Below are 20677 nucleotides of genomic sequence, written 5' to 3' on the forward strand. Positions count from 1 at the left end.
ATGGACACACTTCATCCGGTCCTGCGTCAGGTCACCGACCACATCGCAGACCGCAGCCAATCCGGCCGCACCGCATATCTCGCTCGAATCGCTGCCGCCGGTGATCAGGGCCCGGCCCGTGGCCGACTCGCCTGCGCCAACATCGCCCACGGCTTCGCGGCCTCCGGCAAGGCCGACAAGCAAGCGCTGCGCGGCATGGTCAAGCCCAACATTGCGATCGTCTCCGCCTACAACGACATGCTCTCGGCGCACAAGCCGTTCGAGACCTACCCGGCCGTGCTGAAGAAGTCGGTCATCGACGCCGGCGGCATCGCGCAGTTCGCCGGTGGCGTCCCCGCTATGTGCGACGGCATCACGCAGGGCCGCGACGGCATGCAGCTGTCTCTGTTCAGTCGGGACATCATCGCGATGTCGACAGCAATTGCGTTGTCCCACGACATGTTCGACGCTACCCTGATGCTCGGCGTGTGCGACAAGATCGTCCCCGGAATGCTCATCGGCGCACTGAGTTTCGGCCATCTTCCTGCGGTGTTCGTGCCCGCCGGCCCGATGACGTCCGGTCTTCCCAACGGCGAGAAGGCAAAAGCTCGTCAGTTGTACGCCGAGGGCAAGGTGGGCCGGGAGGCTCTGTTGGACGCCGAGGCCGCGTCGTATCACGGCAGTGGCACGTGCACGTTCTTCGGAACGGCCAATTCCAACCAGCTGCTCATGGAGGTCATGGGTCTGCATCTGCCCGGCTCGTCGTTCGTCAACCCCGGAACCGCGATGCGCGACGCGCTCACCCGCGAGGCCGCCCATGTCGTCACCGGTCTGACGTCCCTCGGAGACAACTACACCCCGGTGGGAGAGGTCGTCGATGTCAAGTCGATCGTCAACGGCTGCGTCGCACTGCTGGCCACCGGCGGCTCGACCAATCACACAATGCACCTCGTTGCCATCGCGAAAGCTGCCGGTATCACGCTGACGTGGCAGGACCTGTCCGATCTGTCGGCCGTGGTGCCGCTGATGGCCCGGATCTACCCGAACGGCAAAGCCGACGTGAATCACTTCCACGCGGCCGGTGGACTCGGGTTCGTCATCGGGTCTCTGCTCGACGCCGGGTTGATGCACGAGGATGTGAAAACCGTTGCCGGGCAGGGCCTGCGGCGCTACACGCAAGAGCCCAAGCTCGACGGCGACGGGGTGATGTGGCAGGACGGTACTCGGATGAGCCACGACGACAGCGTGTTACGTGGTGCGAACGAGCCGTTCAGTGCCGACGGCGGACTGAAGATGCTGACCGGACCGATCGGAAAATGTGTCATCAAGACTTCTGCCCTGGCACCCGAACACCGCGTGGTCACCGGACCGGCGCGAGTGTTCGACGATCAAGCCGACTTCCTCGAAGCGTTCGACGCCGGGCTTCTCGACGGCGACTTCGTTGCCGTGCTGCGTTATCAGGGCCCGCAGGCGAACGGCATGCCCGAGTTGCACAAGCTCACTCCGGCTCTCGGAATTCTGCAGGACAAGGGACGGTCCGTCGCGCTGATCACGGACGGCCGGATGTCCGGTGCCTCCGGCAAAGTCGCTGCGGCAATTCACCTCACGCCCGAGGCCGCGAGTGGGGGACCGATTGGGAAAATTCTCGACGGTGACATCATCACCCTCGACTCTCTCGACGGCACGTTGTCGATCGACGTACCGCTCGACGAGTTCGAGGCTCGACCGGTCACCGGTCGAGTGTTGGACGCCGACGAGTGGTCCAGCACCGGTCGTGACCTGTTCTCGGGCATGCGTGCGCTCGTCGGCCCCGCCGACGAGGGTGCCATGTTCGTCATGCGCTGAGCCCCCACAACTCCGAACAAAGGTAGAAACGTGACTGCATCTCTGCTCGACCGCGTACCCGTCATCCCCGTGGTCGTCATCGAGAACCTCGATCATGCTGTTCCTATCGCTCGTGCCCTGGTGGCGGGAGGAGTGCCCGTCATCGAGCTGACGTTGCGGACTCCGGTGGCACTCGACGCCATCGAGCGCATCGCGGCGGAAGTCCCCGAAATCCTCGTCGGCGCAGGCACGATCATCACTCCCGGCCAGGCCAAGCAGGCCGCCGACGCGGGTGCTCAATTCCTGGTCTCGCCCGGTTGCACGCCGTCCCTGACGAAGGCCATGCGAGACACCGGACTACCGCATTTGCCCGGTGCCGCAACAGTGTCCGAGGTGCTCACGCTGCTCGAAGCCGGCTACACCGAGCTCAAGTTCTTTCCGGCCGAGGCATCCGGCGGCGCGAACTTCTTGAAGTCGATCCACTCGCCTATCCCGGCGGCACGATTCTGCCCGACGGGTGGAATCTCCACCGCCAATGCCTCGGCGTACCTGGCGCTGCCGAACGTCGGATGCGTCGGCGGATCGTGGCTCATTCCGGCCGCGGCTGTCGCAGAACAAGATTGGGATTCAATCGTCGCTCTTGCGGCAGCCACGGCCGAACTGGTCTGAGATTCCCCCTCCTCCGAGGGAACCAGACGTGACGATGCGGCGTCCTACTGGTTGTCCGTCATCGAACAATCGGGGGAGATTCTCATGTCAGGTCCGTACGAGCAACCGTTCCCAGCCGCACAACCGTTCCCAGCCGCACAGCCGTTTCCACCTGCGCAGCCCTATATCCAAACGCCCACCCTGCCGTCCTCGAACGCAGGCTGGGCCGTCGTGGCCATCATCTTCTTCTGGCCGCTGGCCATTCCCGCGTTCAACCATGCACTGAAGGTGCACCCGCTGTGGATGATGGGAGACGTTCAGGGAGCAGAGTATTCGTCGAGTCGCGCCGCGTTCTTCGGGAAGCTGTCGCTGATCATCTTCGGTGCCTTTATCGTTCTCTACCTTGCGTTCATCGGCTTGGTCGTCTCGACCATGTGACGGGTCGGCGGCGGATCACTGCTCACCCGCGGGTGACCGAGATGCCGCCGTCGACGTACAGGGTCGTTCCGTGAACCATCGCGGCGTTGTCCGAAACCAGAAACAGCACACCGTCGGCGATGTCCTGCGGAGAGAGCACTGTGCCCGCCGGTGTGCCGGCAGTCATGGCGTCGAGAACTCGACGAGCATCCTCGTTGCCCGGGGTGAGAGTTGCCCCGGGTGCGAGCGCGTTCACTCGCACGCCGTGTGGTCCGAACTCGGCGGCCCAGCTGCGGGTGAGCTGTTCGTCTGCGGCTTTGGTGGCGGAGTACATCGCGGCGAACGGGCTGCCCATCGTGGCCATCCACGACCCGATGTTGACGATGACTCCAGTGCCCCGCTCGGCCATGGCCGGGGCCAGCGCGCCGACGAGCACGTGTGGGGCCCGTACGTTGACGGCAAGCATGGCGTCGAGCTGGTCGTCGGGCAGGTCGGCCGTCGAGGTGGCCGGATAGATGCCGGCGTTGTTGACGAGAATGTCGACGCGGCCGCTGAGAGCGTCGGTGCTGCGGGCGGCGAAGTCGCGGAGCTCCTGGTAGTTGCCCGAGAGATCGACGTCGATGAAGGTCGCAGTGCCGCCTGCTTCTGTGATGCGGTGCGCCAGGGCCTTTCCGCGCTCGGCATCGCGGCCGCTGACGACCACTGATGCCCCCTGGGCGGCGAGAGTGAGTGCGATGGCAGCACCGATCCCACTGGTCGATCCGGTGACGACGGCGGTGCGTCCGAGGAGCTGGGATGAAGTAGAAGATGTCATGACGCCATGTCTACGGTCGGTCGAGGCCGTGAACCAGGCGTCGTTCTGCCTAGGTCTGTCATGACCAGGTTGGCGATCGCCCGTGTGGTTACTGTGGAATTCGTGAACAAGGACAGGTCCGCTCTCAGCGCGTTTCTGCGTGATCGGCGCGATCGCATGACCCCGATCGAGGCTGGGATTCCTACGTATCCCGGTGCCCGACGGGTGCCTGGGCTTCGGCGAGAAGAGCTGGCGTCGCTGGCCGGAGTGAGTCCGGATTATTACAGCAAACTCGAACAGGGTCGCCAGGCCAACGTCTCACCCGAGGTGCTGCGGGCAATCGCCGGTGCGTTGAAGCTCGATGAAGTCGAGTGTGCGCATCTACTCGATCTCGCGTCCCCGGCTGTGCCCACCGAGGACGTTGCGCAGCTACCGAATCCGGGTCTGCTTCAGGTCATGAAAACCCTCGACCACGTTCCGGTGATTCTGCTCGGGCGCAACGGGGTGATCCTGGCCGGCAACTCGCTGGTTCGATCCGTTCTGAGTCTGCAACCGTCCGCTGATCGCTCGTTGTTCCACTATCTCTTTCGCAATCCCATCGCCCGTGAGCGAATCGTCAATTGGTCGCAGTTCGCGGCGGCCTCGGTTGCGGCGCTGCGTCGCGATCTTGCTCGTCGACCGGGAGACCCGACCTTGAGTGCGATGATCGACGAATTACGTTCATCGGAGCCGTGTTTCGAGCAATGGTGGTCCGATCACGAGGTCGCCGAATTTGCAGGCGCAACCAAGATCATTCAGCATCCCGCGGCAGGCACCCTGCAATTCGGGATCGAGTTTCTGACGTCGCCGAGCGCACCGGATCAAAGTCTGATCGTCTACACAGTCGAGGAAGGATCGAGCACGGCGAAAGTCCTGCCGATCCTGGCGAGCTGGGACCCGAGTTCGGCGATCACCTCTTGACCTGAACAACGCTCGAGGTTTTAGCGTCGTAGCCATGGACACACGCGGACTCGGCACAATCGGCATTTCCATCGACGTGTCACCGTCGTATCTCGACGATGCACGCGCGTTGGAATCACTCGGATTCACCTCGTTGTGGCTGCCGGGTGGGCAGATCGATCGGCTCGGCAGGCTGGCCGATCTGGTTCACGCGACCGAGACCGCCACCATCGTTCCGGCAATCGTGCCGGTCGATGTGTACTCGCCTGCGCAGGCCGGTGGACTGTTCGACGAGCTCTCGGGCACCGGTCGATTCGTCCTCGGCCTGGGCGGACCGCAGAGTGCTCGGCCTCTGGCCGGGTTGGGGAAGTACCTCGACGAGCTCGAGGTCCCCACCGATCACCTTCTGCTCGCAGCGCTCGGTCCGAAGAAATTGGAGATGGCGCGGGACCGTGCTGCCGGTGCAATCGGGTTACTGGTGACGCCTGACTGGACGGCGCATACGCGCGGTGCACTCGGTGAGTCGACGCTGGTGGTCGACCAGTTCGTCGTGGTCGAGTCCGATCCGGATCGAGCCCGCGCCGCAGCTAGGGAGCCACTGAGCTTTCTCGCGACAGTCCCGGGCTATCGCCAGAACTTCCTGCGGATGGGCTTCACCGAGGCCGATGTCGACGAGCTCAGCGACCGACTGGTCGACGGCCTGGTGGTGTGGGGGAGCATCGACGACATTGCCGAGAGGGTGGCCGCCCACCACGCTGCCGGCGCAGATCACGTGGTTCTCGCGCCCCTGGGTGCGTCGAGTATCGACGCTGGCCGGGCACTGTCCGAACTGGTGGCGACGTCAAAGTAGACTCCATAGACCGTGAGCCTCACCCTCGGAATCGTCGGACTGCCCAACGTCGGCAAGTCCACCCTCTTCAACGCACTGACCAACAACGATGTGCTGGCCGCGAACTATCCGTTCGCCACCATCGAGCCCAACGTCGGTGTGGTCGCGCTGCCGGATCCCCGGCTCGAGAAGCTGGCCGAGGTGTTCGGTTCGGAGAAGCTGGTGCCTGCGCTGGTGTCGTTCGTCGACATCGCCGGCATCGTCAAGGGAGCGTCCGAGGGCGCTGGCCTGGGCAACAAGTTCCTCGCCAACATTCGTGAGGCCGACGCCATCTGTCAGGTCGTTCGGGTTTTCGCCGACGACGACGTGGTGCACGTCGATGGTCGCGTCGACCCGACCGCAGACATCGAGGTCATCGAGACCGAACTCGCCATCGCCGATCTGCAGACTCTGGAGAAGGCCATCCCGCGCCTCGAGAAAGAGGTGCGGATCAAGAAGGATCGCAAGCCTGCACTCGACGCGGCCCTGGCTGCCCAGGCCGTGCTGAACGACGGCAAGACGTTGTTCTCGGCCAAGGCGAAGCTGGACTTCGAGCTGCTGGGTGAATTCCAACTGCTCACCACCAAGCCTTTCCTGTACGTCTTCAACGCCGACGAGTCGGTGCTGACCGACGATGCGAAGATCGGCGAACTGGCTCGTCTCGTTGCCCCCGCCGATGCGGTGTTCCTCGACGCCAAGATCGAGTCCGAATTGCTCGAACTCGACAAGGAGTCGGCAGCGGAACTGCTCGAATCCGTCGGACAGACCGAGCCCGGTCTCGACGCGTTGGCTCGCGCCGGCTTCCACACCCTGGGCTTGCAGACCTACCTCACCGCAGGCCCGAAAGAGGCTCGGGCGTGGACAATTCATCGAGGCGACACTGCGCCGCAGGCCGCCGGAGTCATTCACACCGACTTCGAGCGCGGCTTCATCAAGGCCGAAATCGTTTCCTACGAAGACCTCATCGCGGCGGGTTCCATGGCCTCGGCCAAGGCTGCCGGCAAGGTGCGCATCGAGGGCAAGGACTACATCATGTCCGACGGCGATGTCGTGGAGTTCCGCTTCAACGTCTAGGTCTGCTGGTCAGCAGGTATTTTCGGGTTTCCGGTCCGCAGTGCGTCCGCAGTAGCCTCAACGAACATCGCGTCCGCAGCATTGCGTGTGCGGTCATCGGCGTTCGGCCACAGGTGCGCGTACGTCGACAGTGTGACGTTGGGCGAGCTGTGACCCAGAGCTTCCTGGACCGTCACCACATCGCAGCCGGCGTAGATCAGACCCGACGCGTAGTAGTGGCGTAGGTCGTGCAGGTGCCAATCCGGTTGTCCGGCCAATTGCTTGGTCTTGCGCCAGCGGTACCCGACCGAGTTCTGATGCCACGGGTGTCCGTGCTCGCCGGGGAACAGCCATCCCGTCGGCTCGCTGCTCGGCAGCCACAGTCGGACGTGCTCAGCGACTATCTCGAGCAGGCCATCCGGTGCCGGAATTGTGCGCTCGCTGCCATACTTGGGAGCGCGGATCTCGACAGTGCCGCCGTTGGCTCGCTGCACCTGGCGGCACACGTGGATCTCGCGGCGTAGGAAGTCGACGTCGTGGATCTGCAAGGCTGCGGCCTCGCCGAGCCGAAGTCCGGCGAATGCGGCCAGTGCGACGAAGGCCTTGAATTCGCCGTCGGCCGATCGGATCAGTTCGCCCACTTGTATGGGCTCGGGAATCGTCATCGCGGCCTCTGCACGACGACGGCGGGGGAGTGTGATGCGCTCGGTCGGATCCTCACCGAGTATCTTGTCTCGCTTCGCTGCTTTGAGCACCGAGCGGACGTTGTTGAATCGTGTTCCTATGGTCGATGGCTGCAGTGGCTTGTCCTGCATTGCCTTGACCCACGACTCGATGTGCGACGGGCGGAGATCACACAGCGCAACCGCGCCGAACGTGACTCCGTTTGCTGCCAGATTCATTGCCTGCTCCGTGCCCGGAACCCACACCTGACGGGAGCTCCATTCTCTGTAGAACGACGCAAACGTGATCTCACCGCGCACCGGGTCGATGTAGTTGCCGGATACTTGGCTCGAGACGATCGTGTCGAGCCACTTCTGTGCGTCGACCTTACGGGTGAACGACTTCGCGTGTTCGGTCGACTCGTCGTCGACATACCCTGCACGCCAACGCTTTCCTTTGCCGAATGCCTTTGGCTTAAGTTTCATTACGGGAAGCCCGTCAGTATTGAACATTGGATTGCCGTCGCCGTCTACATCGTGGCGTGGCTTTGGAAGATCGCGCCACCGGTCCTCGACACCGGCCCGTCGGTTTCTGCGTGCGGTCATCGGTGGGGAGGTTCGCTCGGAAAGATCTCGTCGAACTCGTTCTCGGTCAGCAAGATTCGATCGAAGACCGCTTCAACAATGCTGCGCTTGGCGCGATCGTCGGCATCGTCGTAGGAGAGGGCGCAGCTGTCTGGTCCGGGACTGCCTGGCGTCGGTACCCATGACCTCCTGAGCTGCGACGCCAAATCAACAAAAACGTCTGCGATGGTTGCCTTCTTGAGCTCGCGGAGGAGCCTCAGCTCGGATTCGTCATTGAGGCTGTTGACGCCATGATCCACTGCTCGAAGAGCGCGCAGAACGGCCTGGCGGGCCTCACGCATGCAGGAAGCAGCCACCATGCCGCCACCGAACAACAGGGAGCAGCTACCGCACCGGAGCCGGCCACAAGAGGCGCAAGGCCCTCGTGCTGAAGCGAGACGAAGGCCAGTGCCAGCTGCGCTACCCCGGCTGCACCGGCAAAGGCACTGAAGCGGACCACATCATCATCAACGTCGCCGCCGCGGCACCGAGACGGTGGACAACATGCAGGCCGCATGCCCGAGCTGCCACACACAGAAGACCCAAGAAGAGTCAGCGATTGCTCGTCGGGCGAACCAGAAGAAGCGCAAGCATCCGGGGATCTATGACCAACACCCAGGTCTGAAGTAGCGCATGCAGACCTGAACCACCCGTTAGAGTCCGATCATGGCACTCAAAGAAGGTATCGAGGCACAAGATGTCTTGGCCTGGGCTCTCTCCCGCGTCGGGACTGCATTCGAGCTGAGACGCATTGGGGACGCCGACGGCGATGAGCGCACAATGGCCCGGGCAGCAGGGCAAGCTGGTGCCTTCATGGAAGTCGTTAGGTATCTCGACGACGAAGAGGGCAAACGAGTTCACGATGAGTGGACGCAGCTAATCGGCATCAGCGACGACGACAAGCCATGACTGAGACTGTGTTCGAGCCGACCGACAAACGTTGCCCCAACTGCCACGGCCAGCTGGTGAACGAAGTCGAGATAGACCGTGACTTCCTCGGCGGGCAGACGGCAGACCGAACGGACAGAGGCTACAACTGCACCGAACCGGGGTGCGGGCGCAAGTTCCATCCTCACGAGGTCCCCGATGTCTAGGTACCCCGTCCACCTCCCCCCCGTGGGGGTAGGGCCAAGCCGCAACGCTCTGTGGCTCAGGACGCCTACGGGTCTGGGGATCCTGATTGCGAACGGCCCCTGGGGCCTCTGGAGGTCATGTAGGCAGCTTGCCGTGGTCGGCAATGTGGCTGGTCAGAGCATTTTGTCGACTCGGCAACATGATCGGCCCGGTGGGGGTAAGGGGGTTGCGTCAACTGACGCAACGACCTAATCTGTACTTACACGACGCGCCGGCTCCCGGCCGCGTTGTCCCGCCTAGAGCCCTCCCTTGTGGGGGCTTTAGTGCTGTCTAGGGCTCCCACTTGCGATTACTGCGCACCGCCGGCCACACGGTCTCGAAAAGCATCCGTGACGCCCTGAGCGCTTTCGGGTGAGCAACCTGCACTTCGAGGTGTCGGCGAAGTACGTAGGTGACGACGTCGGCGGCCTGGATGCCCAGATGATCGCGCGAGTCGGCGTACTGGATCGGATGCACGATGGAGGTCAGGTGCATAGGTCGATAGCCCGGTGTCTTTCGCCGTACGTAGCCTGCGATGGCAGCCGTAGCAGTGTCGGACTCGTCGAGGATGTCCAGAAGCACCTCGGACCTCTCACCGAGCCGCACGCAATGCTCTTCGACGCGCTCAAGCATGTGCCTGAGCGAGACCGCGTACGGGCTGTCGGGGTATCGGTACCTCGCATTGAGCCGACGCACGTTGACGCCTTGCAGATGCACGACGGCTCCACTCGCGACTACTGCTTCGAGAACCTGCTTGCAGATGTAGACCTGTTCGTGAGGCGAGCCTTTGAGGCATCTCCACAATCGCTTGCATTGCATGATCTCGTGCGCGTGTAACTCGATGTCCTCGGGAACTCCGAACTGGGCGCTCGCCCTGCGTTTCAGGTCGAGTAGTTCGCCCTCGAGGTAAGCCAATTGCTGATCGTTCAGGATGATTCCGCCGACGTAGTAGTCGTTTGCGCCGTAGGACTCGTCTACGAATGTTTGCAACACGAGGCACATCGTTGCAACTTGTTCGTGGCTTTGGCCGCGCGGGGCATCTGACCTTTGTGAAGTTCATGGATCGCGTACTGGGAGCAGCTTCTCTGCGAACGTACTCAATTCGGCGTGGCGGTTGTCGAATGTCAGCCGAGTGACCCCGAGTTCGTGCATCTGCTGGCTGTTCGACCACTGGTTTGCCGGGTTTCTCGTTCGGTGAGGCCTCGCGTCCAGCGTGGACGTCAACCGCGCGCAGGCGGCGAGGTCAGAAAAGCAAGCGAGCTACGACGCTACCGGACCCACCGGGGCAGGTGGGGCAGATCTGCCGCCATCAGTTGGTGCAGTAGAAGCTCTGCGGCGGGGTGCCGGCATCGAGCTTGCCGCGGCACCACTTGCAGTTGTAGTCGTGGTCGATGCGACCCATGACGCCCTCGGCCTCTTCGATCAACAGGGGAAGTTCGGCGGCGGAGGCGAGAGCAAGGGCGGTGATGGCCTGCTCCCATGAGCCGAGGTCGACGTTGCGGTGCATCTCGATTGCGGCTTCGAGGTGGCTGGTGATGATCTGGTGGGTGTTCATGGCGGGCCTTCCGGTCGGGGGTTCGCCAACCGCAAACCCTTTTGGGGGTCCAGTCAACCCAGTCCCCTAAAGGGATAGACTCGTCGGCATGCCCACGACTCGATACCTCTCACGCGGTGAGATCGCCGACAAGCTCGGCATCTCCCTCGACGCAGTCAAGGGGTACCAACGCAAAGGACTGCTCCCAGAACCGGACGCACTCGTAGGACGCAACCAAGGATGGCTCGAGACCACCATCGACGACTGGCACCGCAGCCGGCCCGGACCAGGAGCTCGAACGGACCTCAGGCGCAACTGAATAGCGTCTACTCTGGCCCGACAATCTCAGCGGCCATTGGTTGCCCAATGTTCGACCGCAGTAACGGCCTAAGGTTGCCGCATGGTCGATTGGGGATCGGTGCCAGCGTGGCTCGGTGCGGTTGGAACTTTGGGTGCTGTTGTTGTAGCTCTCACGCCTGCCGTACGCGACAGCCGGCGATACGCCGAAGACGCGGACCTGCGAGCTGCCGAACGGCGTGACCTCGAGGCAGCGCAGGCACGTCTGGTTTTCTTCGAGCTGGATTCTTTCGGCGGCGTCAAGGTGACAATTGTGAACAGCAGCGATGCACCGATCCACCACGTGTCACTCGATGACGTAATCAAAACCGACTCTCCCGATGCGATGTGGAGATGCCGTTTTGGTGTGGGTTCGCCGCAGGCCCAGGCGTCGAGGTCGTCGATGTGGATCAACCATGAACCATTCGGGGCCTTGTGTTGACGACCCCGCAGACCGGTACCCGGCTTTAACTCCTCTTGATGGAGCGCGTCGTAGATAGTTTCGCGGTGGAAACGAGCACGGTCTGCTGCCTCCGATGGGGTTAGCCATGGCGAGGTCGGAACCCGCACTGCCCGTGCCGTTCGATTCAGCTCTCCGCGGCGTTCACGCCGGACGTCACCGCTCTTAGTCTCCGCACTGAGATACGCTATCCGTTCGATGGCGGCTCCGAGCAACGTCGTGACCTCTTGGAGTTCCGCCGACACCGCAGTCCACCGGTGGCGTAGTTCCTCCACCTCGCTGCGCGCACGGAGCAGCATTTCGATCTCAGTCACCTCGATAACCCACGCGGAATCGGGCCCTGATTCTCACGAAACTCCATGTTTAGTTTCGTCTTCCATTCTCCGAGAGGCCGTGCATGTCCGGACCCGGGTAAGTACCAGCGGCCTTCTTTCTGGAACCGGTAGCGGGCCTTTGTGAACCGCTTCCAAGTCCAGTGCTCGATCCCCCGACCGTCCTGATCAAGTGGGATCCTCAAGGCGTTGGTTAGTAGGCCGTCGCCGTGTGCGTCTGCCCAAGAGAAGATCCACCATGCATCCGAAATGTCGTCCCCATCAAAGATCGTCACTCGCCATTCCATCGGCTCCGAGTCGCTGTCCATTCGATCCCGGATGGGACGATCACCATCTGGCTTTCTTGTGACGCCAACAAGGGAGAGGGCGGTGTGATGCCGCGCGCCTTGACCGATGAGTTCAATCCTGACGATGAATTCGCGACTTCCCCGGCCGGCTGAATCTGAGGTGTGGATGCCCGTTGGACACGCTGTGATGTACACACCGCGCCCGCCCGCCACGTTCTCGGCTATTCGCAGTTGCAGCCACATAACGACCAATCCCGCGAAGGACAAGACCGCGGCTGCCCCCGACAGCGCGATCGCTAACAGCTCCATCGATGAGTGCCCTGTCAATCGTCAGCGTGTTCGGCCTGACGGAGATTCCCTCTGGCCTGATTCAGGTCGAAAACTGCATCGCGCGCTACACCGTCCACCACCCGCAACTGCTCGTCCACGCCGTCGTTAAGCATCTCGGCACTTAGAGAATTGGTCGCCCCGATTGGTTCAGATTGATCGGTCATAGCTACCCCCGGGATTGTGTGGTCGGACCGTAGCCAATGCATACCAGACGTGGGCGACTGGTCCCACGAACTTCGCCAGACTGATCACTGACCGCGCCCTCCGTCCGCAGAGCGTCCGCAGTAGAACCGCTCTCTGCCGTTATAGACAGTCTCTCAATCGACCCGTAAATGCTGCTCAAGCGGCTTGCCCATCACTTACCGTTTGTTGCAATTGCCCAGCGATGAGTTCCGCTTCAACGTCTAGGTTGACGCGCGACATCTGTAGTCACCTGGACATGTCACGTGGTGGCAGCTCGGCATCGGTCAGTGCTGAACTATGTGAATCGGTGCGGTACAGAACACGCTGAATCCCGGATTTCTCACAAGTTGTCGACGATTGGTCCGATTCTTGCTCTCCCGTCGTGCAACATTGCCCAGACATCAGCGGTGGTACAGCGCCGCGGGCAGTGGGGGTTCTATGTTCGGCGTGCGGCCGGTTCTAGTGGTGATCGCAGTTCTGCTCACCTTCGTAGCGGGCGTGCCCGCTGCTGCTCAAGACATCGACGATGAAAATCCTGCACCGAGCCGGCCGGCGCGGATCGAGAACCGAATCGATACCGGCCCGACGCTGACGTGGCTGTCGGTGTACTCGCCGAGCATGGATCGAACCATCGAGGTGCAGGTTCTCACCCCGGCGGAGCGCAAAGGCCCGCGCCCGACGCTGTACATGCTCAGCGGATCCGGGGAGAACGAACCGTCGAGCAGCATCTGGCTTCGCAAGGGCAACGCGGCGGAGTTCTTTCGTGACAAGAACGTCAACGTGGTTCTCCCGCTCGCCGGTCCAGCGAGCTTCTACACCGACTGGGAGAACGACGACCCGCGCCTCGGCCGCTACCGCTTCGAAACCTTTCTGACGCAGGAGCTTCCGCCGTTGATCGACGCGGAGTTCGAGGGCAACGGCAATGACGGTGTAGCGGGCCTGTCGATGGGCGCTCAGTCGGCGATGATGTTGGCCGCCCGGAACCCGGACAAGTACTCGGCCGTCGCGGCGTACAGCGGGTGCTTCTTGTCCGAGGGCATACTCGGGCAAGTCCTCATGCGAAGCATCGTCGCCGGTTACGGCGGCAACGCGAACAACATGCTCGGTGGGCCCCTCGACGCGGGCTGGGCCGCCCACGACCTGCTGGCGAACGCAGAAGCGCTACGCGGCAAGTCCATCTATCTCTTTTCCGCCAGTGGCCTCCCCGGTCCGCACGAGCGGTACGAGACGCTGGAAGACCTCGACACGCTGGTGATCGGCGGAGCCATCGAAGCAGGCACCGATTTCTGTACGGGCCTGCTACGCGACAGGCTCGTCGAGCTGAACATTCCGGCCACCTTCGATCTGGGCAGCCCCGGTACGCACTCGTGGCCGTACTGGGCCGAGCAGCTTGCAAAGAGCTGGCCGACCCTGGCCGCCGGGCTAGAGCCGTGAGCGTATACGCAGCTCAGTAGCGCGCTCGACAAATTTTCATGCACCCTGCTGTGCAACCTCGGCGATCGCAGTGGCGTGTTCTGCCAGTGATCCGTGTCGTCTGCATCGAACATCGAAGTTGGCTACGCTCCGAATCAGACGATAGGAGAACGTAGATGGGTCTGCAGGAACTCGAAACGCTGGTGAACCAGACAGCCACCGCCGGTGAACCTTTCGAGCGGGGAGCCGACGAGGCGGAGCAGAAGTATCTATCCTCGCTTGCGGCGCGTCCGAGTACGAGGACGATCTGCGAGGTCGGGTTCAATGCCGGCTTCTCGAGCTGGGCTTTTCTGTCCGCGTCGCCCGATACCACTGTCGTGTCCTTCGATTTGGCCGCGTATGCGTACAGCTCCGCCGCGAAAGCTCATATCGACGAACACTTTCCGGCCCGCCACACCCTGATTCAGGGTGATTCGCACACCACCGTTGCCGCGTACGCGAAGGAACACGCGGACATCCGATTCGATGTCATCTTCGTCGACGGTGATCATTCGGTGGAAGGTGCTCGCGCAGACCTCGAGGACCTACGTGCGCTCGCCACCCCGGACACTGTCGTAATCATGGACGACATCACCCCGTGGCTCTGGTTCGGCGAAGGCCCGACGCAGGCCTGGCAGGAAGCAATCGACTCGCGCAAAATTCTGCATACGCAGTACTTCCGCGACGGAGAACCTGTCGACGAAGTGTCTCCTCCTGCTGCCCGAGCCTGGGCCGAAGGCCGCTACGCCTTCTGACACCGCTGTTTGCCCACGGATTGTTCAGATGCCCACCTGCGACGGTGGGCAGATGAATAATTCGTAGGCCAACGTCGGCTACTTCTTGCCGCGCAGCTTCTTCTCCAGCGGTGTTGGGAAGGATGGAACCACCGCGGTGCCGTCGAGCAGGGTGGTGAGGCGTTCTGCCTCGGCTCCAACGGCTTTCGAAACCGTCGAGCCGACGTCTTCCAGGAGCTCGGTCACCACCGCCCCGGTTGAAGTCACCGCCCAACCCCCGACGATGCGACCCCCGGACCAGATGGACGGACCGATGTTGCCGAAGGTGTCGAACAGTGGTGCCTTGTGCTCACCCAGATACCAGGCGCGGTGTTTCCAGCCCATCGGTGTGGGATCGAGAGCGGGCAGCAGCATGACACTCGTGCCGGCGGTCTTGTCGAAGGTAGTGCCGGGCAACATGATTCCGTCGCCCTCGGTCAGTTCGACTGCCACGGTGTTCAGGCCCGAGACCGCACCACGAGTCTGTGTCTTGTTCCAGCCGGTCCACCATTGCAGGTCGTCGAGAGTTGCCGGTCCGAATACTTCGAGCCAGCGTCGGGCAAGATCGGCACGTGCTTCGGTTTCATCGAGTTCGGGGATCCCGTCCGGCCACCAGTGATCGATCGGTGCCCACGCATGCCGCCGAGAAGTCCATGCTCCCCGTGGCTCGACACGCACCAATCTTCCTTCGGCGGCCATCATCACCAACACCTCGGAGGTGACGTACCGCTTGACGTCGTACACCTTGTCCGTGGTCGGCAGATATGCCGTCTTGAGGCCGGGAACTGCAGAAGACAGTTCTGCTCCGGTCGCGGTTCCCATCGACCGTAGCACCGCCTCGGTTTCCTGTTCGGTTGCTGCGAGCCAGGATTCGACATCGTCGATCACCGGATCGGTGGGCAGCGTCGAGACCTGCTTGATCAGACGTGCTCGCATGGTGCGCGCAACCCCGAGACTCGCGCCGGCATGAATCATCGGGACGTCGTCGTGCGCGACGACGAACATCGTGCGCCGCATCGCCATCAAGCGGACGAGGCTCCGGCGTTCGTACATCGCGTCGCGAACATCCGATAGTCCCAGCGATCGAGCGCGGGCCAACACCGAGAAGTACACCGTCGCCGGGTCGGTGGCATGCAGCGCGAGCAGGGACGACACCACGGCTTCGACGCTCGAAGCCTCGGGGAAGTGCTGCGCGACGAGCCGGTGTCGCCGCTGGGCGTCGGTGATCTTCACGCGATCAGTGTGACGGCTGCTGAGGCTCAGGGCCGACAAAACCGGTGAGAAGAGCGTCGGCGATGGCGTCCATGCCGTGTGCGCGGGCATCGGCGGCAGCACCGACGTGGTCGTACTCGACCAGCTCGAACGAGACCGTCCAGCTGCCTGTGCCGTGATCGTCGAGTATCGCGTAGCGCGCATGCGGCGACCCGGATTCCATGACGTGCGGGTAGGGCTGATCGTCGTCGTACGCGGGGGCGCCGACGCTGCCCGGGTTGACCACGAGTGTGCCGCTGGGAAGCGTCCACTGTCGCTGCAGATGGGTGTGTCCGCAGGCGATGACAGAGCGATCCATGAAACCTGCTGCGCGGTGGAGTATTTCGGCCTCGGTTGCCTCGCGAGAGCCGTTGGCGTCGACCGAGTGCAGGAAATACTGCTGATCGTCGGTGGGGGTTCCGTGCACTGCAAGGATTCCGTGACCCAGTTCGAGTGAGAACGGCAGCGAGCCCAGCCACTGTCGATGCTCGTCGTCGAGTCCATCGTGGGCGTGTCGATCCCAACTACCCATGGACTCGGGAACCTGCTCGACAAGATACCGATCGTGATTGCCGGCGATCGTGGGGATGTTCAGCGCCATCAGCCGGTCCGCAGTCCGACGCGGATGTAGTCCGCCGGACAGCAGATCGCCGAGATTCACCACCGAGTCGATGCCTTGCCGTTCGATGTCGTCGAGGACGGCGTCGAGCGCCGCGATGTTGCCGTGAATATCGGCTATGAGAGCTACCCGCACAACCACAGGATCGCAGCGTAGGTGTTCGCCTGCAACACGGGAGACCTCGGCGAGCGTTGGAGACTTCGCTCTCGGATGTCCGGCTTCGATGGGTGATTTCTCCATAGACCCCTGCTCGGCGTACTCATAACGTGGTCCAGGTCACTCTCGCTCTATGGAAAGCCGAGCCCATGTCTGCAGTCACGTCGAAGCCCGAGATCGAAACGAGGGTGGTCAAGAAGGTCGCCCGACGCATCATCCCTTTTCTCGGTTTGGCCTACTTCGTCAACTATCTCGATCGCACCAACATCGGTCTCGCCAAGCTGACCATGAGCGACGAATTGGGCCTCACCGAAACGATGTTCGGGCTGGCGTCGGGACTGTTCTTCATCGGATACCTGCTGTTCGAGGTGCCCAGTAACTTGGCGCTGCACAAATTCGGTGCCAGACGGTGGATCGCCCGCATCATGGTGTCGTGGGGAATTGTGGCCGCCGCCATGGCATTCGTGCCGACGGCAGGGTGGCTATACGGGTTGCGGGTGCTACTCGGTATCGCGGAGGCAGGCTTCTTCCCCGGCGTGCTGCTGTACATGACGATGTGGTTTCCGCGCGCCTACCGAGTCCGTTTGATGGGCCTGTTCATGCTGGCACTGCCGGTGTCGTCGGCGCTCGGTGCGCCCTTGTCCAGTGCGATCATTCAGTACATGGACGGGCTGTTCGGACTGTCGGGTTGGCGGGTGATGTTCCTCCTCGAGGGCATTCCTGCGATCCTGCTCGGAGTGGTCACCTGGTTCTATCTCACGGATCGACCGTCTCAGGCGAAGTGGCTCACTGTCGACGAGAAGGCCTGGCTTACCGACGAATTGGAGTCCGAGGACGCTGTGAAGGACGGGCACATCAGTGGCTCCGTCAAGCGTGCTCTCGGTGACGTCCGAGTCTGGATGCTCGGCTTGGTGTATTTCGGCATCACCTACGGTCTCTACTCCCTGAGTTTCTTTCTGCCCAGCATCGTCGCGGGATTCAAGCAGACGTTCGACACCGACTTCTCGCTCGTGACAACGGGCCTCATCGTGGCCGTGCCGTTCGCGGTGGGCGCAGTTGCGATGGTGCTCTGGAGTCGACACTCGGACCGGACCGGTGAGCGCACCTGGCACGTCGCGATCCCCACCCTGATCGGTGCGATCTCCATTCCGTTTGCGCTGTACATGGATTCACCGTTCACCACCATGATCGCGGTGACGGTCAACGCCGTGGGCGTGTTCTGCGCGCTTCCCGTGTTCTGGTACCTGCCCAGTACGTTCCTCACCGGAGCGGGGGCAGCGGCTGGAATCGCGATCATCAACTCGGTCGGCAACACTTCGGGCTTCGGTGCCCCCTATGTGACGGGGTGGCTGCTCGACGCTACCGGCAACGCCAAGGCCGGGTTGTGGGTCGTCGGCGGTGTCATGCTGATGGCGGTTCTACTGGTGATCGCTCTGCGCAGTCGAATGGGAGTCCGCTCCGAGAGCAATACGGAAGTGCCGGTGGCGCACTGACGAACGGCTGCGTAGTCACGGAGCGGAGCATCTTCTACACAGCCGGATCCAGTTCCTGCGCCGAACACCGGACATACTCGACGGATGACAAGTCGTGGGCGGGTCCGGAGCTGGGAGAACGTCCGGATGGCGCGGTGAACAGTCAGCGAGGTAAGGCCGCGTTCGCGGCGGGGGTAGTGGGTTTGCTGGTGGGGGTAGCGATTGCGATCTCGTGGCACATCTTCGTGGCTCCGCGGTTCGATTCGGAACGGTTGGCCGCTTCCTCCGAATCCTCGGTCGCAGTCGTGGTGGGATATCTGATCGAGTATTTCGAGCCGGCACCAACGTGGATTCCTACTGTGATCGTGTTCCCGGGGTTCTCGACCATGGTGTTCTGCCTGCTCGGGTTTGTCTGTGCACGCGGTGTTGTGCAACCCCGAGTTCCGATTGCTCTGGTTGGACTTGTCGGCACGGTGACCGGCGGTCTTCTCGGCCTCTGCGCGGCTGCCTGGGCGCATATTTTGCCGCCTACCTATTACGGACTCACCGATACGCGACCATTTCGTATCGAGCTCAGTAGTCAGGGGTATTTGTGGTTCATTCTGCCGCTGTGTGGTGGGCTCGTCGGCTTAGTTGTGTCTGCGGCGGCTGCAGCGCTTCTCAGGAAGTGGTTCAACACCGGGACGGATGTCGGCCAGGGGGCTTAGTCCCTCGACCGTTTGTGCACGGGTCGCTTTCCACTATGTGAACATTGGTATGCGGGCCCTGGCCTACTGCTACCCGGCCTGCGAGACTGCGCGGACAGGAACCTATCGGGGAGAGGGTGGTGGACACATGTCGCTTGCGTTGTGTGCCATCACGTTCGCTGTACTGCTTCACGTCCTGGCAGCTCGAATTGCATCTCGTGAAAACTACGGCCGTAGGTTGCCCATCGTGAACGGCTCGTATCCGGTCAGACCTGCCCAGCGTGCCCGACGTGCCCAGGCTGCCGGATGGATACTGAGTATTGTCGGTGCGCTACAGCTCGGCAACCATTTCTGGCTGACCGAGCCGTGGTTGGCGATGGGCCTCATGGTGGCCGTTCTCTTGTTGGTCAACGGCCTGCCGAGTCTGCTGGTGACCGTGCTCCACAACGGAAGTCTGCGAACGCAACAGTAAGGCCCTCAGGACGCGAACACCTTTCCCGGGTTGAGGATTCCGTGCGGATCCAGTGCCTTTTTCACCGCGCGGTGCATGTCCAACACGACCGGATCGAGTTCCTGTACCAGGCCGTCCATCTTGAGTAGCCCCACTCCGTGCTCACCGGTCACGGTGCCGCCGAGTTCCAGAGCAGCGTCGATGATCTCGGCAAAGGCGGCCTGTGCGCGCTCACGGGCCGGAAGGTCGTCGTGCGGTGTGATGAGCAGTGGGTGCAGGTTTCCGTCACCGGCGTGGGCGATGTTGGCGATCGTCGTCTCGTACCGCAGGCCGATCTGCTCGATACGCGAAAGCATTTCGGGCACATGCTTCTTCGGTACACACACGTCCTCGGTCAGTACTGGACCCAGTCGCTCCATCGCCGGATACGCCAACCGGCGGGCCGCGAACAGCGCGTCGGCCTCCTCCTGATCGGTCGAGACTGCAGACCACGTGGCCCCCGCCTCGTCGAAGCACGACAGCATCTTCTCGGCTTCCTGGTCTCCGATGAGCCCTGGATCGTCGATCCGCCCGAGTAACACCACATTCGCCTCGACCGACAGGCCCATGTTCTTCCAGGCGTCGACGGCGATGAGGCACTGTTTGTCGATCAGCTCCAATGCAGACGGCGTCAACCCGGCGGCAGCAACCGCGGCCACGGCACGACCGGCGTCGACGATCGAGTCGAAATAGCCGGCGACGGTCCGCTGCGGGTCCTGCAGCGGGCGCAGCTTGAGGGTCACCTCGGTGATGATGCCGAGCGTGCCTTCCGATCCGACCATCAGGCCGGCAAGGTCGTAGCCGGCAACACCTTTCGCGGTTTTGCGGCCGAGCCTCACCAGTTCTCCGGTTCCGGTGACCACCTGCATCCCCATGACGTAATCGCGGGTGACGCCGTACTTCACGCAGCACAGCCCGCCCGCGTTGGTGGCAACGTTGCCACCGATGGTGGACCACGGTGCACTGGCCGGGTCCGGTGGGTACCAGAGACCCTGCTCGGCGACCGCGGCTCGCAGGTGATCGTTGACCACTCCCGGCTCGACGACGGCGTATCGCTCGAGCTGGTCGATCTCCGTGATCGCGTCCATGCCGTCGAGGGCGAGTACGACACATCCCTCGGTGGCATTTGCGCCGCCGGACAGTCCGGTGCCCGCCCCGCGAGTGACGACGGGTGCGCCATGAGCCAGGCAAGCGCGAACCACAGCCTGCACTTCTTCGGCGCTACGGGGCCTCACGACGGCAACAGGCACCGCAAACGGTGCCCACTCGGCCTCGTCGTGCTGGTACGACGCGATGACGTCGGGATCGACGACGACGCGGTCCGCTGGGAGAGAATTCGACAACTGTTCGACGAGCGACATATCTCGACTCTAGCTGTGACCTGCGTCTCGGCCAA

General features: G+C 62.6%; 24 protein-coding genes and 1 pseudogene. 15 read left to right on the top strand and 10 right to left on the bottom strand.

What is annotated here, in order from left to right:
- From edd to ASG84_RS01910, 3 genes are all read left to right on the top strand, one after another.
- Positions 1-1824, top strand: coding sequence for a phosphogluconate dehydratase (edd, locus tag ASG84_RS01900; RefSeq protein ID WP_057475318.1), 1824 nt, complete (start codon positions 1-3; stop codon positions 1822-1824).
- A 30-nt stretch (positions 1825-1854) separates the two neighbouring features.
- Positions 1855-2472: a bifunctional 4-hydroxy-2-oxoglutarate aldolase/2-dehydro-3-deoxy-phosphogluconate aldolase gene (gene eda / locus ASG84_RS01905; protein WP_057475319.1), complete on the top strand. Its 618-nt coding sequence runs from the start codon at positions 1855-1857 to the stop codon at positions 2470-2472.
- A gap of 84 nt (positions 2473-2556) precedes the next feature.
- Positions 2557-2889 carry a CD225/dispanin family protein gene (locus ASG84_RS01910; RefSeq protein ID WP_057475320.1) on the top strand — a complete coding sequence of 111 codons (333 nt, stop codon included), beginning with the start codon at positions 2557-2559 and terminating at the stop codon, positions 2887-2889.
- 22 nt (positions 2890-2911) lie between these two features.
- Here ASG84_RS01910 and ASG84_RS01915 read toward each other — a convergent pair whose 3' ends face one another.
- A complete protein-coding gene (locus tag ASG84_RS01915; protein WP_057475321.1) occupies positions 2912-3682 on the bottom strand; it encodes an SDR family NAD(P)-dependent oxidoreductase in 771 nt (256 codons plus the stop codon).
- Positions 3683-3784: 102 nt separating this feature from the next.
- Between ASG84_RS01915 and ASG84_RS01920 the strand changes: the two genes are divergently transcribed.
- From ASG84_RS01920 to ychF, 3 genes are read left to right on the top strand one after another with little or no spacing between them, the layout of a single operon-like run.
- Positions 3785-4621, top strand: a complete 837-nt coding sequence (locus tag ASG84_RS01920; RefSeq protein ID WP_057475520.1) for a helix-turn-helix transcriptional regulator — start codon at positions 3785-3787, stop codon at positions 4619-4621.
- 34 nt (positions 4622-4655) lie between these two features.
- Positions 4656-5450, top strand: a complete 795-nt coding sequence (locus ASG84_RS01925) for a TIGR03620 family F420-dependent LLM class oxidoreductase (RefSeq protein ID WP_057475322.1) — start codon at positions 4656-4658, stop codon at positions 5448-5450.
- Positions 5451-5462: 12 nt separating this feature from the next.
- On the top strand, positions 5463-6542 hold the full coding sequence (gene ychF / locus ASG84_RS01930) for a redox-regulated ATPase YchF (protein WP_057475323.1): 1080 nt from the start codon (positions 5463-5465) through the stop codon (positions 6540-6542).
- Here ychF and ASG84_RS01935 read toward each other — a convergent pair.
- Complete coding sequence (locus ASG84_RS01935) at positions 6539-7669, bottom strand: tyrosine-type recombinase/integrase (RefSeq protein ID WP_082520748.1); 1131 nt, start codon at positions 7667-7669, stop codon at positions 6539-6541. The genes ychF and ASG84_RS01935 overlap by 4 nt on opposite strands.
- 116 nt (positions 7670-7785) lie before the next feature.
- Positions 7786-8142: a hypothetical protein gene (locus ASG84_RS01940; RefSeq protein ID WP_162248304.1), complete on the bottom strand. Its 357-nt coding sequence runs from the start codon at positions 8140-8142 to the stop codon at positions 7786-7788.
- A 136-nt stretch (positions 8143-8278) separates the two neighbouring features.
- On the opposite strand from ASG84_RS01940, the pseudogene ASG84_RS28665 reads away from it, so the two are divergent.
- From ASG84_RS28665 to ASG84_RS01950, 3 genes and pseudogenes are all read left to right on the top strand, one after another.
- Positions 8279-8437: pseudogene (locus tag ASG84_RS28665) on the top strand (HNH endonuclease); the annotation flags it as partial.
- A gap of 36 nt (positions 8438-8473) precedes the next feature.
- Positions 8474-8716, top strand: a complete 243-nt coding sequence (locus tag ASG84_RS01945; RefSeq protein WP_057475325.1) for a hypothetical protein — start codon at positions 8474-8476, stop codon at positions 8714-8716.
- Positions 8713-8901 carry a hypothetical protein gene (locus tag ASG84_RS01950; RefSeq protein WP_057475326.1) on the top strand — a complete coding sequence of 63 codons (189 nt, stop codon included), beginning with the start codon at positions 8713-8715 and terminating at the stop codon, positions 8899-8901. The genes ASG84_RS01945 and ASG84_RS01950 overlap by 4 nt, the downstream gene beginning before the upstream one ends.
- A gap of 310 nt (positions 8902-9211) precedes the next feature.
- Here the strand turns inward: ASG84_RS01950 and ASG84_RS26785 are convergent, their stop codons facing one another.
- Positions 9212-9913, bottom strand: coding sequence for a DUF3800 domain-containing protein (locus ASG84_RS26785; RefSeq protein ID WP_162248305.1), 702 nt, complete (start codon positions 9911-9913; stop codon positions 9212-9214).
- A gap of 316 nt (positions 9914-10229) precedes the next feature.
- Positions 10230-10475, bottom strand: a complete 246-nt coding sequence (locus ASG84_RS01960; RefSeq protein ID WP_057475327.1) for a hypothetical protein — start codon at positions 10473-10475, stop codon at positions 10230-10232.
- 88 nt (positions 10476-10563) lie between these two features.
- On the opposite strand from ASG84_RS01960, the gene ASG84_RS01965 reads away from it, so the two are divergent.
- The gene (locus tag ASG84_RS01965) at positions 10564-10773 is read left to right on the top strand and encodes a helix-turn-helix transcriptional regulator (protein WP_057475328.1); all 210 of its coding nucleotides are present in this window, start codon (positions 10564-10566) and stop codon (positions 10771-10773) included.
- Positions 10774-10841: 68 nt separating this feature from the next.
- On the opposite strand, the gene ASG84_RS28670 is transcribed toward ASG84_RS01965, so the two are convergent.
- Positions 10842-11549, bottom strand: coding sequence for a helix-turn-helix domain-containing protein (locus tag ASG84_RS28670; protein ID WP_442970897.1), 708 nt, complete (start codon positions 11547-11549; stop codon positions 10842-10844).
- A gap of 643 nt (positions 11550-12192) precedes the next feature.
- Positions 12193-12363: a hypothetical protein gene (locus ASG84_RS27325; RefSeq protein ID WP_156399344.1), complete on the bottom strand. Its 171-nt coding sequence runs from the start codon at positions 12361-12363 to the stop codon at positions 12193-12195.
- A gap of 457 nt (positions 12364-12820) precedes the next feature.
- On the opposite strand from ASG84_RS27325, the gene ASG84_RS01980 reads away from it, so the two are divergent.
- Both ASG84_RS01980 and ASG84_RS01985 read left to right on the top strand, forming a co-directional pair.
- Entirely contained in the window at positions 12821-13816 is a 996-nt protein-coding gene (locus tag ASG84_RS01980) for an alpha/beta hydrolase (protein ID WP_057475331.1), read from the top strand.
- Between the two features lie 155 nt (positions 13817-13971).
- Positions 13972-14589 carry a class I SAM-dependent methyltransferase gene (locus ASG84_RS01985; protein ID WP_057475332.1) on the top strand — a complete coding sequence of 206 codons (618 nt, stop codon included), beginning with the start codon at positions 13972-13974 and terminating at the stop codon, positions 14587-14589.
- A gap of 78 nt (positions 14590-14667) precedes the next feature.
- Here the strand turns inward: ASG84_RS01985 and ASG84_RS01990 are convergent, their stop codons facing one another.
- Entirely contained in the window at positions 14668-15840 is a 1173-nt protein-coding gene (locus ASG84_RS01990) for a winged helix DNA-binding domain-containing protein (protein ID WP_057475333.1), read from the bottom strand.
- 4 nt (positions 15841-15844) lie between these two features.
- Positions 15845-16618: a metallophosphoesterase family protein gene (locus ASG84_RS01995; protein ID WP_235581492.1), complete on the bottom strand. Its 774-nt coding sequence runs from the start codon at positions 16616-16618 to the stop codon at positions 15845-15847.
- A gap of 164 nt (positions 16619-16782) precedes the next feature.
- Here ASG84_RS01995 and ASG84_RS02000 point away from each other — a divergent pair, with 164 nt between their 5' ends.
- The 3 genes from ASG84_RS02000 to ASG84_RS02010 all read left to right on the top strand — a co-directional run bounded on the left by ASG84_RS02000 (position 16783) and on the right by ASG84_RS02010 (position 19263).
- Positions 16783-18126: an MFS transporter gene (locus tag ASG84_RS02000; protein WP_057475334.1), complete on the top strand. Its 1344-nt coding sequence runs from the start codon at positions 16783-16785 to the stop codon at positions 18124-18126.
- A 134-nt stretch (positions 18127-18260) separates the two neighbouring features.
- Entirely contained in the window at positions 18261-18812 is a 552-nt protein-coding gene (locus tag ASG84_RS02005) for a hypothetical protein (protein ID WP_057475335.1), read from the top strand.
- A 127-nt stretch (positions 18813-18939) separates the two neighbouring features.
- Entirely contained in the window at positions 18940-19263 is a 324-nt protein-coding gene (locus ASG84_RS02010) for a hypothetical protein (RefSeq protein WP_057475336.1), read from the top strand.
- A 5-nt stretch (positions 19264-19268) separates the two neighbouring features.
- Here ASG84_RS02010 and ASG84_RS02015 read toward each other — a convergent pair whose 3' ends face one another.
- Entirely contained in the window at positions 19269-20642 is a 1374-nt protein-coding gene (locus ASG84_RS02015; protein ID WP_057475337.1) for an FAD-binding oxidoreductase, read from the bottom strand.
- Positions 20643-20677: the final 35 nt, after the last annotated feature.

It is taken from the genome of Rhodococcus sp. Leaf278, assembly GCF_001426085.1.
Taxonomy (GTDB): domain Bacteria; phylum Actinomycetota; class Actinomycetes; order Mycobacteriales; family Mycobacteriaceae; genus Rhodococcoides.

Coding starts and splice junctions, on each gene's coding strand:
- ASG84_RS01915 (WP_057475321.1), bottom strand. CDS start 3,682: ATGACATCTTCTACTTCATCCCAGCTCCTCGGACGCACCGCCGTCGTC.
- ASG84_RS01960 (WP_057475327.1), bottom strand. CDS start 10,475: ATGAACACCCACCAGATCATCACCAGCCACCTCGAAGCCGCAATCGAG.
- ASG84_RS27325 (WP_156399344.1), bottom strand. CDS start 12,363: ATGACCGATCAATCTGAACCAATCGGGGCGACCAATTCTCTAAGTGCC.
- ASG84_RS01980 (WP_057475331.1), top strand. CDS start 12,821: ATGTTCGGCGTGCGGCCGGTTCTAGTGGTGATCGCAGTTCTGCTCACC.
- ASG84_RS28670 (WP_442970897.1), bottom strand. CDS start 11,549: ATGCTGCTCCGTGCGCGCAGCGAGGTGGAGGAACTACGCCACCGGTGG.
- ASG84_RS01985 (WP_057475332.1), top strand. CDS start 13,972: ATGGGTCTGCAGGAACTCGAAACGCTGGTGAACCAGACAGCCACCGCC.
- ASG84_RS02015 (WP_057475337.1), bottom strand. CDS start 20,642: ATGTCGCTCGTCGAACAGTTGTCGAATTCTCTCCCAGCGGACCGCGTC.
- ASG84_RS01945 (WP_057475325.1), top strand. CDS start 8,474: ATGGCACTCAAAGAAGGTATCGAGGCACAAGATGTCTTGGCCTGGGCT.
- edd (WP_057475318.1), top strand. CDS start 1: ATGGACACACTTCATCCGGTCCTGCGTCAGGTCACCGACCACATCGCA.
- ASG84_RS01950 (WP_057475326.1), top strand. CDS start 8,713: ATGACTGAGACTGTGTTCGAGCCGACCGACAAACGTTGCCCCAACTGC.
- ASG84_RS01965 (WP_057475328.1), top strand. CDS start 10,564: ATGCCCACGACTCGATACCTCTCACGCGGTGAGATCGCCGACAAGCTC.
- ASG84_RS01910 (WP_057475320.1), top strand. CDS start 2,557: ATGTCAGGTCCGTACGAGCAACCGTTCCCAGCCGCACAACCGTTCCCA.
- ASG84_RS01925 (WP_057475322.1), top strand. CDS start 4,656: ATGGACACACGCGGACTCGGCACAATCGGCATTTCCATCGACGTGTCA.
- ASG84_RS01935 (WP_082520748.1), bottom strand. CDS start 7,669: ATGAAACTTAAGCCAAAGGCATTCGGCAAAGGAAAGCGTTGGCGTGCA.
- ASG84_RS02010 (WP_057475336.1), top strand. CDS start 18,940: ATGTCGCTTGCGTTGTGTGCCATCACGTTCGCTGTACTGCTTCACGTC.
- ASG84_RS02000 (WP_057475334.1), top strand. CDS start 16,783: ATGTCTGCAGTCACGTCGAAGCCCGAGATCGAAACGAGGGTGGTCAAG.